This window comes from Acidisoma sp. 7E03, assembly GCF_054665075.1.
In genome coordinates, this window is the sequence record NZ_BAAFHE010000007.1 from 209776 (window position 1) to 226048 (window position 16273).

16 protein-coding genes, 1 other RNA gene and 1 other annotated feature are annotated in these 16273 nt (G+C 67.7%); of the genes, 10 read left to right on the forward strand and 7 right to left on the reverse strand.

What is annotated here, in order from left to right; all coding sequences use genetic code 11:
• Nucleotides 1-10: 10 nt before the first annotated feature.
• The 7 genes from ACYQ6W_RS13015 to ACYQ6W_RS13045 form a co-directional block, all read right to left on the reverse strand.
• Nucleotides 11-1489, reverse strand: coding sequence for a SulP family inorganic anion transporter (locus tag ACYQ6W_RS13015; RefSeq protein ID WP_459675794.1), 1479 nt, complete (start codon nt 1487-1489; stop codon nt 11-13).
• 70 nt (nt 1490-1559) lie between these two features.
• Nucleotides 1560-1616, reverse strand: a sequence feature (sul1 is cis-regulatory element that is thought to sense ions involved in sulfur or methionine metabolism; They are found in Alphaproteobacteria).
• A 71-nt stretch (nt 1617-1687) separates the two neighbouring features.
• Nucleotides 1688-2659, reverse strand: a complete 972-nt coding sequence (locus ACYQ6W_RS13020) for a phytanoyl-CoA dioxygenase family protein (protein ID WP_459675795.1) — start codon at nt 2657-2659, stop codon at nt 1688-1690.
• Nucleotides 2660-2741: 82 nt separating this feature from the next.
• The gene (locus ACYQ6W_RS13025; RefSeq protein WP_459675796.1) at nt 2742-3560 is read right to left on the reverse strand and encodes a TIGR00282 family metallophosphoesterase; all 819 of its coding nucleotides are present in this window, start codon (nt 3558-3560) and stop codon (nt 2742-2744) included.
• A gap of 10 nt (nt 3561-3570) precedes the next feature.
• Nucleotides 3571-4170, reverse strand: coding sequence for a 5-formyltetrahydrofolate cyclo-ligase (locus tag ACYQ6W_RS13030; RefSeq protein ID WP_459675797.1), 600 nt, complete (start codon nt 4168-4170; stop codon nt 3571-3573).
• Nucleotides 4157-4315, reverse strand: a non-coding RNA gene (ssrS, locus tag ACYQ6W_RS13035) — 6S RNA. The genes ACYQ6W_RS13030 and ssrS overlap by 14 nt, the downstream gene beginning before the upstream one ends.
• Nucleotides 4316-4324: 9 nt before the next feature.
• On the reverse strand, nt 4325-4669 hold the full coding sequence (locus ACYQ6W_RS13040) for a cell division protein ZapA (protein WP_459675799.1): 345 nt from the start codon (nt 4667-4669) through the stop codon (nt 4325-4327).
• 45 nt (nt 4670-4714) lie between these two features.
• Nucleotides 4715-4978, reverse strand: a complete 264-nt coding sequence (locus ACYQ6W_RS13045) for a hypothetical protein (protein WP_459675800.1) — start codon at nt 4976-4978, stop codon at nt 4715-4717.
• An 82-nt stretch (nt 4979-5060) separates the two neighbouring features.
• Here ACYQ6W_RS13045 and ACYQ6W_RS13050 point away from each other — a divergent pair, with 82 nt between their 5' ends.
• From ACYQ6W_RS13050 to ACYQ6W_RS13095, 10 genes are all read left to right on the forward strand, one after another.
• Complete coding sequence (locus tag ACYQ6W_RS13050) at nt 5061-5492, forward strand: hypothetical protein (RefSeq protein WP_459675802.1); 432 nt, start codon at nt 5061-5063, stop codon at nt 5490-5492.
• 111 nt (nt 5493-5603) lie between these two features.
• Entirely contained in the window at nt 5604-6251 is a 648-nt protein-coding gene (gene thiE, locus ACYQ6W_RS13055) for a thiamine phosphate synthase (RefSeq protein ID WP_459675803.1), read from the forward strand.
• A 31-nt stretch (nt 6252-6282) separates the two neighbouring features.
• Nucleotides 6283-7344 carry a quinone-dependent dihydroorotate dehydrogenase gene (locus tag ACYQ6W_RS13060; RefSeq protein ID WP_459675804.1) on the forward strand — a complete coding sequence of 354 codons (1062 nt, stop codon included), beginning with the start codon at nt 6283-6285 and terminating at the stop codon, nt 7342-7344.
• A gap of 2 nt (nt 7345-7346) precedes the next feature.
• Complete coding sequence (locus ACYQ6W_RS13065; RefSeq protein ID WP_459675805.1) at nt 7347-8192, forward strand: TIGR01459 family HAD-type hydrolase; 846 nt, start codon at nt 7347-7349, stop codon at nt 8190-8192.
• Nucleotides 8192-9841, forward strand: a complete 1650-nt coding sequence (gene treF / locus ACYQ6W_RS13070) for an alpha,alpha-trehalase TreF (protein ID WP_459675806.1) — start codon at nt 8192-8194, stop codon at nt 9839-9841. The genes ACYQ6W_RS13065 and treF overlap by 1 nt, the downstream gene beginning before the upstream one ends.
• A 169-nt stretch (nt 9842-10010) precedes the next feature.
• Nucleotides 10011-10898: an ABC transporter substrate-binding protein gene (locus ACYQ6W_RS13075; RefSeq protein ID WP_459675807.1), complete on the forward strand. Its 888-nt coding sequence runs from the start codon at nt 10011-10013 to the stop codon at nt 10896-10898.
• The gene (locus tag ACYQ6W_RS13080; protein ID WP_459675808.1) at nt 10898-12484 is read left to right on the forward strand and encodes an amino acid ABC transporter permease/ATP-binding protein; all 1587 of its coding nucleotides are present in this window, start codon (nt 10898-10900) and stop codon (nt 12482-12484) included. Before ACYQ6W_RS13075 ends, ACYQ6W_RS13080 begins: the two co-directional genes overlap by 1 nt.
• Nucleotides 12481-12882 carry a RidA family protein gene (locus ACYQ6W_RS13085; protein WP_459675809.1) on the forward strand — a complete coding sequence of 134 codons (402 nt, stop codon included), beginning with the start codon at nt 12481-12483 and terminating at the stop codon, nt 12880-12882. The genes ACYQ6W_RS13080 and ACYQ6W_RS13085 overlap by 4 nt, the downstream gene beginning before the upstream one ends.
• 28 nt (nt 12883-12910) lie before the next feature.
• On the forward strand, nt 12911-13981 hold the full coding sequence (locus ACYQ6W_RS13090) for an acetamidase/formamidase family protein (protein ID WP_459675810.1): 1071 nt from the start codon (nt 12911-12913) through the stop codon (nt 13979-13981).
• A gap of 20 nt (nt 13982-14001) precedes the next feature.
• A complete protein-coding gene (locus ACYQ6W_RS13095) occupies nt 14002-16272 on the forward strand; it encodes an acetamidase/formamidase family protein (protein ID WP_459675812.1) in 2271 nt (756 codons plus the stop codon).
• Nucleotide 16273 lies beyond the last annotated feature (1 nt).

Here is a 16273-nt window from a genome sequence, read left to right on the forward strand (position 1 = left end):
TCGCTCCTCCTCAGGCTTCGGCCTGCACCAGCGGGGCGTGGCGATCGACCAGGATGGCGCTCGCCTCATTGAGGCCGATCACCTCGACCGCCATGCCATGGCGCCGCATCTTGTCGACCACCGTCTCCAGCGCGGCGACGGCGGTGATATCCCAGAGATGGGCGCCCGTCAGATCAATCACCGCGCGTTTGGCGTCGTCGCGCAGGTCGAAGCGATCGGCGAACATCTCGGCACTCGCGAAGAAGATTTGCCCCGAGACGCGGTAGAGCCGCGTGTCGGTCGCCGCATCGTAATCGACCGACACCACCATCAGGCGCATCACCTTGAAGGCGAAGAAGACGCCGGACAGCAGCACGCCGACCGCGACGCCAGCCGCGAGATCGGCTGTGGCGACCGTCACCGCGACGGTCGCCAGCATGACGGCGCTCGACACCTTGGGATGGCGGGTGAGGTCCCGGACGGAGGACCAGGAGAAGGTGCTGATCGAGACCATGATCATGATGGCGACCAGGGCCGCGACCGGAATGCGGGCGACCCAGGGGTGCAGCGCCACGATGAGCAGAAGCAGGAAGAGGCCGGAGGTGAGGGTGGAGAGCCGTCCGCGACCGCCATAGCGCAGATTGCCCACCGTCTGGCCGATCATGCCGCAGCCCGCGATGCCGCCGAAGAGACCCGCGGCGAGGTTCGCGAGGCCGAGACCCGCACATTCGCGGGACTTGGAGCTCGTCGTCTCAGTCCATTCGTCGACGACGCTCGCCGTCATCATGGATTCGAGCAAACCGACCACGGCCATCGCCAGCGCGTAAGGCGCCACGATCTCCAGCGTCTGCAGGGTCAGCGGCACCTGCGGCAGCACCAGATGCGGCAGGCTCGTCGGCAGACGACCGAGATCGGCCACGACATGGAGCGGCATCGGATGGGCAAGGCTCACCATGGTGAGGACGATGATGCAGATGAGGGGGGAGGGGATCACCGCCGTCAGCCGCGGCAAGAGATAGATGATGACGAGGCCGAGGGCGATCATCGGATAGGTCTGCCAGGGCACGTGGATCATCTGCGGCAGCTGGGCCGAGAAGATCAGGATGGCCAGCGCGTTGACGAAGCCGGTGCGCACGGATTTGGAGACGAAGCGCATCAGCACGTCGAGACGCAGCAGGCCGAAGATCACCTGGAAGGCGCCGGCCATGAGCGTCGCTGCCAGGAGATAATCTAGCCCGTGGGCGCGAACGAGAGCGGCGGCCACCAGGGCGACGGAGCCGGCGGCCCCGGTGATCATGGCAGGGCGGCCGCCGGTGAAGGCGATGACGACACCCAGGATGAAGGTCGCGAAGAGGCCGACTTCGGGATCGACGCCGGCGACGAAGGAGAAGGCGATGACCTCGGGGATGAGCGCGAAGGTCGCGACCATGCCGGCGAGAATGTCGTTGATGGCGGCGCGTGGCGTGGTGAACCACTCCGCGCCGTAATGCGAGGGGGGTTGGGAGGACATGAGCAGGCCCGTAAGGGCGCGACGCCGGCGGCAGGGCTGTCCTAAGACAAGGAAGAGCCGAGGTCGCGTGCGTTGTCCGGCGGATTGGCGGCCGGAAGAGCCACCCGGATTTTCACCGGGGTCCTGACGAATGCTTTCGTCTTACCCTGACGCCTCGCGGCACCGCAACAGCGATGAACAAAATTTGCGACAGAAAACTTATGCGCTGCCGACGACGGCGGCTGTCGGCAAGGGCGGGGGCCCGGGCCGCCGGAACTGCGATCCCTGGTAATTGTGCTCATGGCCGAAGGAAACGCCGCCGCCATGGTCCGCGAGCTTGCGGCCTTCCGACTCTACATAGCCCCAGGGCGCCGTTTCCGGCATCGCGCGGCTGGGCGCGAAGAAGACGTGCTGGTGATAGACCGGCACGCCTTCCGGGGTGACGTGCATGACGAAGCTGAATCGCGTGCGCTTGGGGTCGCGGATCGGCGTGCCGCCGTGCGGCAGCTGCGGGTGCCAGATCACGGTATCGCCCGGAGAGACGTGCAGCCTGCGCCGCGGCAGCCCGCGGCTTTCCGCCTCCGCCACCACCGCGTTCTGATACTCGGCCCACATGTCGTTATCGAGGCTGGGGATCGCGTCCAGCGAGCCGTAGCGGCGCAGTGCCATGCTCTCCCGGTCGAGTTCCGGAATCCGGTGGCCGCCTTCCAGAACTTCCAGGCAGCCGTTCTCGTCATCCGTCGCTTCGAGATACACGGTCACGCCGAAATAGAGATATTCCGGCCGCGTTGCGAAGACGGGCGTGTCGCGATGCAGAGGCTGTTGGGAGCCGGTCTCGTAGAAGAGCGAGGTATAGAGGCTGGCGCGCGCACCGAAGAGCAGATCGAGCGTGGCCAGAAGCGTCGCGTTGCGAGTGAAGAGCCGCCCGAGTTCGGGAATCCCGTTATGCAGGTTGACGATGCGCGGATAGTGCCCGATGGCCGAACGGCTAGGGGCGAAAATCGCCTCGTTGGCGCGCTCGTAGCTGCGGAACAGCGCGATCATCGCAGCCGCCGTTCCGGGAGAAATCGCACCCGGCAGGACGACGTAGCCCTTCTCCACCACGTCCAGTGCGTAGCCGCGGATCAGGGGATCGGCCGGCGTCTCGCCGATCAGGTGGCTCGCATCGGGATGCAGAAAACGGCCGAGCATAAGAGACTCCGCAGGTTGCAGGCACAATCGCGAAGCGCGAGATCCGTCTAGTCCCCGACGATAGGCGGCCGTGAAAGAGGGATCAAGTGTCGTCCGGAAAGGCTTGCGACAGCCGGCCGCCCTGGCGCAGGGGCGCGATCCGCCGCGCGAGGCCGGTCGCGTCGTCCGTTTCGACGAAGACGCCGCAGAGCGTCACCGGGCCGCTCGCCGGCTGCAAGCGCTCGCCGGGCATCTTGCGCCAGAAGCGTTCGGCGGCTCCCGCCTTGGCCATGCCGATCACGCTGTCATAAGCGCCGCACATGCCGGCATCCGTCATGTAGGCGGTGCCTTTTTCAAGGATTTGGTGGTCCGCCGTCGGCACATGGGTATGGGTGCCCACGACCAGGGAAAGCCTGCCGTCGAAACTATGGGCGAAGGCCTCCTTCTCGCTCGTCGCTTCGCCATGGAAATCGACGACGGCCGCTTGCAGTGTAGCGCCGAGCTTGTGGCGACTCAGCAAGTCATCGGTGCTGCGGAAGGGATCGTCCAGGCTCTCCATGAAGAGCCGGCCCATGGCATTGACGACGAGCGCCCGTCTGCCGTCGGCGAGCGTCAAGAGCACGCTGCCCGCGCCGGGCGTGCCGGCGGGGAAGTTGATCGGCCGCAGCACGCGCTTCTCGGTTGCCATGAAGGGAATGATCTCGCGGCGGTCCCAGGCGTGGTTGCCCAGCGTCAGAACGTCCGCCCCGGCAGCGAAGAGCGCCTGCGCCATGTCCGGCGCCAGGCCGAAGCCGTGGCTCGCATTCTCGGCATTGACGATGACGAGGTCGAGATTCAGGCGCGCGCGGAAGCCGGGAAGGGCGTCGATGACGGCATCACGGCCGCCACGGCCGACGATGTCGCCGAGAAAGAGAATACGCATTCAGGTCCTGTCACTGCGCGGAGGGCGAAAAGCGCCGCACCCCGGCTTCGGTCGCGATGGCATGCAGCTTCTGATCGAAGGGGCCGGTTGGCACAAGCGGCACTTCCTGCGCGGCATAGGCGCAGCCGATGCGCAAGCTTCCCGGCAGGGCGGCAATGGTGCGGTCGTAGAAGCCGCCGCCATAGCCCAGGCGACGGCCCTCCCCGTCGAAGGCGAGCAGAGGGATCAGCAGCACCGCGGGTGTCACCACCGGCCCCTCCGGATGGCTGGTGCCGAAGCGCCCGGCCGTCATCACGGCGCCGGGTGTCCAGAGGCGGAAGACCAGCGCCTCGCCCCGGCGGCCGGTCACGGGCAGGCCGATCGAATGGCCGCGGGCGTGAAGGGCAGCGAGGAGCGGACGGATGTCGATTTCCTCGCCCATCGGCCAGAAGCCGGAGATGGTCGCACCAGACGGAAAGGCCAAGCTGGCCAACACGTGGCGCGCAAGGATCTCGCCCAAGGCCGGGTCGAAGCCGACGCGCGCCGCGATTGCGGCCTGCCGCAGCGCGGCCTTCGCCGCCGCCGTCTCGGGATCGTCGGAACTGGGGGGAGGGAAGTGCGGAGCCGCCATGGCCGGTGGCGTATTCATCCTCCTAGAGCCTGCAAGTGCAGGTGGGCACCAGATACCAAGACCAGGGTCAGGGCAGCGCCAGTTCCCAAAGGAGAATGCTTATCGGCCCCGGGGATGATGTGCCTGTCGAACCGGGCAGCTCCGCCACGCATACTTAGGAGCGTTCGAGCGCGTCTGCAATCTCTTCCGCCCTTGCGGCAAGGCGGCGCACCGTTGCGTCGAATTCAGGGTCGCGCGCGGGAGGAGGTGCCGTCAGCTCCGCCGGAAGCGGAAGGCCGGCCTGGGCCGCGGCCAGTGCTTCCTCCTTGTCGTGCAGGTGATCGGCCAGCAGCAGGCCCGCGAGCAGGAGCACACGCGCCTCGCCATGCTGGCCCAGCGCCTTGACCGTATCGACCTTGGACTGCAGGACCGCGGCCATCGCCTCGAGATGCTTTTCCTGCCCGTCCTCGCAGCCGACGACGTAGGAATAGCCGTTGATCCGCACGTTCACCTGAGCCATCGCGGCCTCCTTCCTGCCAATCTCATCCTCTGGCGCCGCCGCCCGTCAGGACGGACGGGCGATGCCGAGGGCGCTGCGCAGGCCACCGATGAGATCGTCGAGCTTCGCCACGACCTCATGCCGGGTCTGATCGTCGACGGGCGCCGCGAAAGCGGCCCTCGAGGGAGCGGCGGCGTGGTCCGCCACGTCATCCCCCGGGGTTGCTTCGGCGGCAGGAACGGTACGAGGTTTCGCGACCTGCGCAGCAATTCTATTGAGTGCTGCTTCCAGCCGGCGCAAGGCCGCGCTGGTGTCCTCGTATTCTGACATGGGCTTCTAGTCTACCATTTCGCGGGAAATTACCTTGCCGCATCAGCACAGGTCGGACGAGCAACGTCAAGGATTTCGCGACATGCGGGCAGCCCCGCCGGTGGTCATGATCCACGGCTTGGCCCATGGCCGCGCGGCGCTGGCACCGAGGCTGCCGGTCACGCTCCTCTCGGCCCCGGCCGCGGCCCTTTTCGCCGGGCCGCCCTGGTGGATCGCGCTGCTCGCGTCACTGCGTGCCGAGCATGCGGGATTTGCCTTCGATGACGTGCTGGACTGCGGCGATGCCCCGGGTCTCGCCGCCCAGGCGCTGCGGCTCGGTCAGTGCCGCATCCTCTTCGCGGGCGGAACGCCCGCCCTCGCCGTGGCCATCGCTGCGCTCGCCGCGGGGTGCGGCGCCCACGTGTGGACCGATGCGCCGCCCGCGCTCGACCTCGCCGAGCCGGACGCCGAACGGCGCCTCGCCTCGTGGCTGGGCGCCCCCCGCCAGGGTGACAAGGATGGGGGTTTTCGCTAGTCCTGCCCAGCATGGACGGCCGCGCCGCGGCTTCATCTCGGGACATGCCCTCACGATGTTTTCATCTGTCATCACCGGACCGATGCCCCGCTCCGCCGGATGGCGCTGACGATGGCGGAGGATCTGCCCTGCCGCCTCTACCTCGTCACCCCGCCGGTGCTCGACCCGGTCTCTTTCCGAGACCGTCTGGCCCTTGCCCTGGATGCGGGGGACGTGGGCGCCGTGCAACTGCGGCTCAAATCGGCCGAGGATGATGCGATCCGCCGCGCGATCGACGTGCTGCGCCCGGTGTCCCAGGAGCGTGGCGTCGCCTTCCTCCTCAATGACAGGTCGGATCTCGCCGTCGCCCAAGGGTGCGACGGCGCCCATGTGGGGCAGACGGATACGCCAGTGCGTGAGGCGCGGCGTATCCTTGGGCCCGATCTCACCTTGGGCGTCTCCTGCCACGGCAGCCGAGAGCTCGCGATGACCGGCGGGGAGGATGGCGCGGATTACGTGGCCTTCGGCGCCTTCTTCCCGACCGCGACCAAGGCGGATGCACCGGTCGAGGCGGAGGTCGAGATCCTCGCCTGGTGGTCCGAGATGATGGAGCTGCCCTCCGTCGCCATCGGCGGCATCACGCCCGCGAACTGTGCGCCGCTGGTGCAAGCAGGGGTGGATTTCCTCGCCGTCGTCAGCGCCGTCTGGGATCATCCCGAGGGGCCAGGTGGCGGCGTGCGGGCGATGAATGCGGCGATCGCTGCCGCCCTCGGCCGCTGACACATAAACATATGCTTATGATTGGTTGCCCATGGCCCCGCTGACCGCGCTTGCCCTGCCCCTGCTGCGCCGGATGGAAGCGGAGCGCGCGCACAGGCTCGCCATCCTCGGCATGCGGCTCGGCCTCGCTTCGGAGCACACCAAGGCCGATCCGCCGTCGCTCGCCACCACCGTCGCCGGCATGCGCTTCAAGAACCCGGTCGGCCTCGCTGCCGGCTTCGACAAGGATGCGGTCGCGCTCCGCAGCTTGATGCGGATGGGCTTCGGCTTCGTCGAGGTCGGCACGGTGACGCCGCGGCCGCAGCCCGGCAATCCGCAGCCCCGCCTGTTCCGGCTGACCGAGGACCAGGCGATCATCAACCGCATGGGCTTCAACAATCACGGCGTCGCGCCCTTCGAGCGCCAGCTGGCGCGCCATCGCCGCATCGTCCCGGTGGGCGCCAATATCGGCGTCAACAAGGAGGGTGCGGACCCCGAACGGGATTATCCGGAGCTGCTGCGCCTAGTCGCCCCCGTCTGCGACTACGTCACCGTCAACGTCTCCTCTCCCAACACGCCCGGGCTTAGAGACCTCCAGAGCGAGGCGCGGCTCGCCGCCATCCTCGCCGCCATGCGCCAGGCGGTGCCGGATGCGCCGCCGATCTTCGTAAAGATTGCGCCCGATCTTTCGGTAGAGGGGCTGGAGGCCGTGGTCGAGGTGGCCGTACAGGCCGGGATCGCCGGCCTGATCCTGACCAACACCACCATCGCCCGGCCGGACACGCTGCGCAGCGCGGCAGCGAAGGAAAGCGGAGGCCTGTCCGGCCAGCCGCTCTTCACCCGCTCCACCGCCATGCTGGCGCGCGCCCGTATCGCCGCCGCCGGCCGGCTCGCCCTCATCGGGGTCGGTGGTGTCGCGACCGGCGCCCAGGCCCTCGCCAAGATCGAAGCCGGGGCCGATCTCGTCCAAGTCTACACCGCCTTCATCTACGGCGGCCCGGCGGTGATCACGCGGATCAAGGCCGATCTTGCCGCCGCGCTGCGGCGGGCCGGCATCTCTAATGTCTCGGAATTGACCGGCGCGGCGGCCGAACGCTGGGCGAAGGACATATGACCATGCAGCATCTCGAAGGCCTCGCCCCTCTGGCGGACGCTTATGACGGCTTCATCCTCGATCTTTGGGGCGTCATTCACGACGGCCAGAAGCTGCTGCCACATTCCAAGGCGACGCTGGAGGCCCTGCGCGCGCGCGGCAAGCGCATCGTCATGCTCTCCAACGCGCCGCGCCGAGCCGCCATGGCGGTGCAGGGTCTGACCCGCCTCGGTGTCACCCCCGACCTCTATGACGGCGTCATGACCAGCGGCGAAAACGTCTGGCAGGCACTGCACGACCGGGACGACCCCTGGTATGCGGCGCTCGGCCGCCGCGTCTTCTTCATGGGGCCGGCGCGCGACCTGCCGCTGCTCGAAGGGCTCGACCTCGATCTGGTGCAAAGCCCGGCGGAGGCCGATTTCGTTCTGAACGTCGGCGCGGACGAGGCCATCACTGATCGCGCGCTGGAGCCGCATCTGCCGGCACTCGAAGCCTGCCGTGCCGCGAACTTGCCGATGGTCTGCGCCAATCCCGACTACATCATCGTGCGCGATGGCGAACCGATCCTCTGCGCCGGAGAACTGGCCGAGGCCTATGCCCGGATGGGGGGAGAGTTCCGCTGGCGCGGCAAACCTTCCCCGGAAGTCTATGGGCCGACGCTCGCCATGCTGGGCGTGGCGCCGTTCCGGGTTCTCGCCGTGGGCGACGCGCTCCGGACGGACATTGCCGGGGCGACCGCCGTGGGCCTCGATTCCCTCTGGGTGCTGGACGGCATTCACGATCTGGCCGGGCAGCACCCGGATGCCGAGCGGGAAGCGGCTGCGATGGGGCTTGCGCCCGTCGCGACGCTTCCTAGCTTCCGGTGGTGATGCGGAAAACTCTCCTCCTCTCCCTCTTCGTGGCGGGGTTCGCCCCGCAGTCCCTGGCCCAGACGGCTGCTGCCCCGAGCGCGCCCGCCGCGCATGCGCCCTATCCGAAGCCGCCGGCCGACGTCTTCGGCGCACTCTACCGCGCGGTCGAAATGGCGCAGATCTTCCCGGACCAGAAGACCTTCGCCGACGCCATTCCGACCGAGCCACCGGCCCAGATCATGGCGGCCTATGAGGCTGAGAAGGGCAAGCCGGGCTTCGACCTCAAGGCCTTCGTCCAGGCGCATTTCCGGGAGCCGGTGCTGAAGACCGTCACGTACCAGCGCAAGCCCGGAGAGACGGTCTCGGACTACATCACCGATCTCTGGACCGTGCTACTGCGCAAGCCCGACACGGCAGAGGAATACTCCTCCCTTCTGCCGCTGCCCGACCCCTACATCGTGCCGGGCGGCCGCTTTAGCGAAATCTATTACTGGGACACCTACTTCACCATGCTCGGGCTGGAGCAGGATGGGCGGGATGCGATCGCCCGTGACATGGTGGAGAACATCGCTTCCCTCATCACCCGCTACGGCCACATGCCGAACGGCAACCGCAGCTATTATCTCACCCGCTCTCAGCCGCCCTTCTTCTCCTGCATGGTCGATCTTCTGGCGGAGAAGGAAGGCCCCGGCGTCTACCAGACCTACCTGCCCGAGATGCGCGCCGAGTATGACTATTGGATGCGCGGCGTGCAGGGGCTCAAGCCCGGGCAAGCCCGCGGCCATGTCGTGATGCTCGCCGATGGTACGGTGCTCAATCGCTATTGGAGCGATGCGACGACGCCGCGCGACGAAAGCTTCCGTGAGGATGTGGAGACGGCGAAAGCGTCGAACCGGCCGGCCGCGGAAGTCTATCGCAATCTGCGCGCAGGTGCGGAATCGGGCTGGGACTATAGTTCCCGCTGGCTCGCAGACGGCAAGACGCTGGCGACCATCGACACGACGGACATCTTGCCCGTCGATCTCAATGCGGAACTCTTCCACCTCGAAAGCGCGCTCGCGCACGCCTATCAGCTCGCGGGACAGACCAAACTCTCGACCGAGTTCGCGGAGAAAGCGGCGCGCCGTGCGGTGGCCATTCAGCGCGTGATGTTTGACGCGAAGGACGGCGCCTTCCACGATTATGACTGGCGAACGAGACGGCTGACGCCGGTGCTCTCCGCCGCGACCGTGGTGCCGCTCTTTTTCCATGTCGCGACCGATGCCGAAGGCAAGTTGGTCGCGAATATCGTGGAAACCAAGCTGTTGGCACCCGGCGGCCTGCTGACCACCACGGTGCAGACCGGCCAACAATGGGATGCGCCGAACGGCTGGGCGCCGCTGCAATGGATGGCGATCCAGGGGCTCCGCCGCTATGGCCAAGCCGATCTGGCGCAGACCCTGGCGACCCGCTGGGAAACGCGCGTGAACGAAGGCTTCGCCCGCGATGGCGTGCTCGTCGAGAAATACAACGTGGCAGCCCCGCCCGGTGCAAATGCCGGCGGCCATGGCGGCGAATACGCGTTGCAAGTGGGTTTTGGCTGGACCAACGGCGTTCAGGCGGCGCTGATGGCGCAATATCCCCTGCCGCAGCCTAAGGCAGGGACCGCCGCCAAGACCGGCGAGTAGACGCAGGCCGCCGAAATAATCGGCAGATGGCACCGCAAGTGATCGCCGGGCAGGCAGTTCCTGTCCGGCGATCCCATTTTGGCAATCGCGCGCGCCGCTCGTCCTAAACCCCCTCTGCCGTCAGTTTCTAGGATCGCTCCTGATCGTTCATTCACAGGAGTGACCCCGGATGACTTTGCTGAGGACCCTGCTGCGCGCCGCCTTGGGTGCGGCATGCCTGGTGGCGGTCGCCGCCCCGCATCTCGCCCATGCGGCGAGCGACTTGCCGCCGACGCCCGCCGCCTGTGCAGCGCTGCAAGCGAAATACCCGATGTTCAAGGGCAAGACGCTGACGAACGCCATTAACCCGCATACGCCGGGCTATGAGGCGCTCGACCCGCAGGACCCGAGCCAATACATCGGTTTCGACATCGACCTTGGTGAATCCATCGGTAAATGCTTGGGCTTCAAGGTTGACTACAAGCCCGTGGCCTTCGCCGCTCTGCTGCCGACGCTGCAAAGCGGCCAGGCCGATTTCGTCATCTCGGACATCTACGCGACCTCCGACCGCGCCAAGGCCGCCGATTTCATCACCTATTCCAAGGTCTTCGACGGCGTGCTGGTGGTGAAGGACAATCCCAAGAAGATCACCGGCATCAATACCTCGCTCTGCGGGCTGACGGCGGCCGAGAATACCGGCTTCGTCGAAGTGCCGCTGGTGCAGAACCTCGCCCCCGCCTGTAAGGCTGCCGGCAAGCCCGCGCCGCAGCTTCAGCTCTATGACAACAACGCCGACTGCATCCAGGCGATCCTCGCCGGCCGGGCGGACACCTATATCAACGACGTCAATACCGTCGATCAGGCGGTGAAGGCTTATCCCGACAAGCTGAGCAAGGCATTGGCTGTGACCTTGCCCTACTACATCGGCATCGGCGTGCCCAAGGGCAAGACCGAGATGCGCGACGCCTTCGTCGCCGCGCTCACCGCGCTGCAAGAATCGGGCGCGCAGCTTGCCCTCGCCAAAAAGTGGTCGCTCGATGCCGGTGCCGTCGAAGCCCCGCATCTCGTGACCAACTGATGCAGCTCTTCCTCCATTATCTGAGCCTGCCCTATCTGCTCGCCGGCATCGTCTTCACGCTGCAAGTGACGGTGCTGGGACTGCTCGGCGGGCTGATACTGGGGCTGATCCTGGCGGGCATGCAGCTCGCCAGGTTCCGGCTGCTTGCGGCGATCGCGCGTGCCTATACGGTGATCTTCCGCGGCACGCCTTTGATCCTGCAACTCGTCTTCGCCTATGATGCCCTGCCCCATATCGGATTGAAGCTGAGTGCGGCGATGGCGGCGGCGCTCGCCCTTTCCGCCAACGAAGCGCCCTTCATCGCCGAAATCCTCCGCTCCGGCATCCTCGGCGTCGATCGCGGCCAGCGCGCTGCCGGCCAGGCGTTGGGCATGACGCCCTTCGTGCTGATGCGCCGCATCGTCGCGCCGCAGGCCATCCGCATGATGGTTCCGGCCTTCGGCAATGAAGCGGTCTCGGCGCTCAAGAACTCCTCCCTCGCCAGCGTCATCTCCGTGCAGGAGCTGACCCTGCGCAGCACGCAGCTTGCGTCCTCCACCTTCGATTTCTTCTCGATCTTCTTCGCCTCCGGCCTGATGTATCTGGTGCTGACCGGCGCCGTCAGCGGCTTGCAACTACTGGTCGAGCGCGCCCTCGATCTCGACCGTGCACCGTCGGAAAGCCGGCTCGTGCGGCTGATGCCCTGGTATCGCGCGCAGGGGCCGCTCCCCGCGCCGGCAGCATCGGAGCGCGCGGAACCGGACCCCACGCCCGATCCGCTGCCCGCCGCAAGCCGCCCCGCCGTGCCCCGCCGTTTCGGCGATATCGTTCTGGAAGCGCGGGACCTGCGGAAACTCTATGGCGATCAGCTGGTGCTCGACCGGGTGAGCCTGACGGTGCGCACGGGCGAGGTCGTGGCGCTGCTCGGACCGTCCGGCTCCGGCAAGAGCACGCTGCTGCGCTGTCTCGATGGGCTGGAGAGCTGGGATTTCGGCACGGTGCGAATTGCGGGCCGCGCCTTCGGCACGGATGCCCATGGCCGCGCCGTCTCGCCTCGCATCCTCGCCCAGACCCGGGCGCGTCTCGGCATCGGCATGGTCTTCCAGCATTTCAATCTCTTCGCGCATCTCTCCGCCTTCGAGAACGTGGCGGGGCCGCTGCGCTGGGTGCACGGTTTTCCGGCGAAGGAGGCCGAAGACCGCGCGATGGCGCTGCTCACGCGGGTGGGTCTTGCCCATCGCGCCCATGCCCTGCCGCGCCATCTCTCCGGTGGCCAGCAACAGCGTGTTGCGATCGCCCGGGCACTCGCCCCCAATCCGCGCCTGCTGCTGCTGGATGAGCCGACCTCGGCGCTCGATCCCGAACTGGTGGGCGAAGTGCTGGAGGTCATCCGGCGCCTCGCCGTGGAGGACGGGCTCACCATGGTCATCTCCACGCACCAGCTGCGCTTCGCCCGTGATGTCGCGGACCGCGTGGTCTTCCTGGCCGGCGGCGTGATCGCCGAGGAGGGCCCGGCGCGGGAGGTTCTCACTCAACCCCGGCATCCGCTCACCCGCCGCTTCCTGCGCGTGATGACGGCGGCCGAACCCGTAGAGGCCATGACATGACTGCCAAGGACAGCGTTTCCTTCACGCCGGCAGAGGGCGTGCCGCCTGCCGTTGCCCCGTTCAGCCATGCCGTGCGCTGGGGCGATACGCTTTACGTCACCGGGCAGATGCCGACGCAACCGGAGACGGGACGCCTGGTCGACGGTGACGTCGTGGCGCAGGCGGAGCAGGTGCGCCGCAACCTCGAAGCCGTGCTCGCACCCTTCGGCCTGACGCTGGACGACGCGCTGATGGTGCGTGTCTATCTGACGGATTTCGCAGCGGATTACGCCGCCTTCAACGAGGCCTATCGCGGCTGGTTCCAGGGACCGCTGCCCGCCCGCACCTGCGTCGGCGTCACGGGCCTGGCCGTCGGCGCCCGGGTCGAGATCGACCTCGTCGTCGGCATGCGCGGCTGATCCCACCCCCGACTTACGGAAGACGCATATGAGCCTGATCCAGAACGACCACGCCGCCGAACGGGACAGTCTGCGCCCCAGCCTGCATGAGCTGCGCGCGACCCCCGCGACGGTGCATTGGGGTTATTTCGACGCGGCCCTTGCGCCGGCGCTGACGGTCAAGAGCGGCGATATCATCCGCGCTGAGGCCATCACCCATCATGCCGGCGATGCGCCGGACCTGATGTTCGATGCCGGGGTCGAGCGGATCTTCCGCGACGTGCCGGAGGCTGACCGCAATCCGGGCGTGCACATCATGACCGGGCCGATCTTCGTGGAGGGTGCGAAGCCCGGCGACATGCTGGAAGTACGCTACCTGCAGATGACGCCGCGGCTGCGCTACGGCTCCAACCTCGCGGCCCATTGGGGCCACCTCTACAAGGAGTTCGGCGAGAAGGAGCGGGTGACCATCTACCGGATGGACGAGGCAGGACAGACTGCCGAAGCCGTCTTCGCCTATGATTTTCCGGGCAAGTACGAGATGCCCGGCACCATCACCCATGAGCGCGATTGCTGCCGCCAGCCGGCGCTTGCCGGCATTCGCGTGCCGGTGCGCCCGCATCTCGGCACGGCCGGCGTGGCGCCGGACGTGGCCGGGCGCGTCTCCACCGTGCCGCCGGGGAATCATGGCGGCAACATCGACAATTGGCGCATCGGCGCGGGTGCCACGATGTTCTATCCGGTGCAGGTGGATGGCGGGCTCTTCTCCATCGGTGATCCGCACATCTCCCAGGGCGATGGCGAGATCAGCGGCACCGCGATCGAGGCGTCCCTCGACGTCACCTTGCAGATCTTCCTGCGGCGGGATTTCGCCTTCCCCTCGCCGCTGTTGCAGACGCCGAAATACTGGATGACGCACGGCTTCGACGACGATCTGAACGTCGCGATGAAGAATGCGAGCCTCGAGATGCTGCGCTTGTTGACGGACCATCGCGGCCTCAGCCGGGACGATGCCTATTCGCTGATGAGCGTCGCGACGGATTTCAGCGTAACCCAGGTGGTGGACGGGCGGCAGGGCGTGCATGCCCGCATCTGTCGGGCGGTGTTCCCGCCGGGCTGAGTTCTTGCATGGGAACGGCCATGGCCGTTCTCCGGTTCAGCACCGATCCCTTTCCCTTGGACCGTCGCCACGCCGCCTGGGGCGAGGCGCTGGGCCGCCTCGACCTCGGCGCCGCCGACGGGCCGCCGCCTGCCGGCAGGCTCGTCGCCTGGCGGGCGCCGCGGGGCAGCGCCCTCTCGTTGCTGGTGACCGATTCTCCCGCCCTGCACCGGATCGGTGCGATGCGCGATGACGGCCTGCTGCTCGGCGTGCTGCTCGCGGGGGCGGCGAAAGCGGCGGACGGTTCGGCACTCGCATTGAGCGACTTGCTGTGCTGGCCGACGACGCCGGGTCTTTTGCTGCGGCCCGAAGGGCAGGCACGGCTGCTGCTGCTGCGCCTGCCCCGGCGCGATCCGCGCTGGGGTGGGCTGGGGGAGATCGTGAGCGAGAGCGCAGCGCCGCTCCGCCTCGGCCGCCATCCGGTGCTGGCCGGTCTGCTTGGCACCATCGCAGACACGCTGGAGACCGAGAGCGGGACGGAGGCGATGCTCTCCACCTTGGAGACGGCGTTGGCGGAAATCATGCCCGCCGTGCTGGGGTCGTTGAGCGGCGGCACCGCCCAGCGCGCCGCCTTGCGGCAGCGCATCTTCGCGGCCATCGAACGCCAGCTCGGCGAACCGCATCTCAATCTTGCCCGCTTCGCGGCCGAGGCGGGGCTGTCCGAACGCGCCGTGAGGAAGCTCTTAGAGGCCGAGGGCCGCAGCTTCAGCCAGTATCTGCGTCACCGCCGCCTGGTCCGCGCTGCCGAAGACCTGCAGGACCCTGCGCTGGCGGGGCTCTCCGTCTCGGCCATTGGCTTTCGCTGCGGCTTCGAGGACCCGGCGCATTTCAGCCGTGCCTTCCGTCAGCGCTACGGCATCACGCCCGCGCAGCACCGGGCACAGGCAGAGCGGACGCAAGACCCTCCGGCCGCCCCGCGCAGCCGCGGCCGGCCTGAGCCTGGCGCACGGGAACCGGCAGCGGTCCCCGCCGCGCCGCCGGCCGCGCGGCCCCGGCCCGATGGCCCTGTGCACCACCATCTGCGCGCGACGCCCGAGACGGTGCATTGGGGCTATTTCAGCCGCAGCCTGGCGCCGGCTCTGACCGTCCGCTCCGGCGACACGGTGACGGTGGAGACGCTGACGCAGCATGCTTCGGACGATCCGGCGCGCATGATCGCGGGTGATGCCGACGCGGAAGCGGTGTTTCATTGGACGGCGACCGAGAAGGCGGTGAACCGCCGTGGCGCAGGTCCGCTCGACGCCTCCATCTACGGGCGTGGTGCGGGGGAGGGGTTCGGCGTGCATATCCTGACCGGCCCCATCGCCGTGGAAGGCGCCCGCCCGCGGGATGTGCTGGAGGTCGAGATTCTCGACATCGTGCCGCGGCCGAGCCGCGCGCCGGGCTATGAGGGTCGCTGCTTCGGGAGCCATGCCGCCGTCTGGTGGGGCCGGCATTACGACGAATTGTTGAGCGGCCCGCGCCCGCGCGAGGTGGTGACGCTCTATGAAGTGCTGACCTGCGGCAATCGGCTCTGTGCCCATGCCGCCTACAACTTCCGCTGGACGCCGCAGCGCGATCCCTTCGGCGTGCTGCATCCGACGATCGACTATCCCGGCGTGCCCGTCGACCCCTCAACTGTCGAACGCGATCCCGACGTGCTCGCCGGCGTGCATGTGCCGGTGCGGCCGCATTTCGGCACCATCGGCCTCGCCCCCGATCATCCGGGCCCGCTCGATTCCGTGCCGCCCTCGGCCTTCGGCGGCAATATCGACAATTGGCGCCTGGGGCCGGGGGCGCGGATCTTCCTGCCGGTCTCTGTCGCGGGTGCGCTGCTCTCGCTCGGCGATCCGCATGCCGCACAAGGGGATGGCGAAGTGTCCGGCACGGCCATCGAATGTTCGATGACCGGTCATCTCAGGCTCATCCTGCATCCCCGCGAGACGGCGGGGCCGATGCTGCGCGATCTCTCCTATCCGCTGATCGAGACGGAGGAGCACTGGATCGTCCAGGGCTTCAGCCACCCGGATTATCTGGCCGATTTCGGCGAAACGGCGCAGAGCGAGGTCTACAAGCGCTCCTCGCTCGACGCCGCGATGCGGGATGCCTTCCGCAAGGCGCGGCGCTTCCTGATGACGGCGCGCGGCATGAGCGAGGACGAGGCGGTCTCCGTCCTCTCGGTCGCCGTCGATTTCGGCATCACCCAGGTGGTGGATGGGAATTGGGGGGTGCATGCGAGCATCCCCAAGGCGCTGTTTCAGCCGGGCGGTTGAT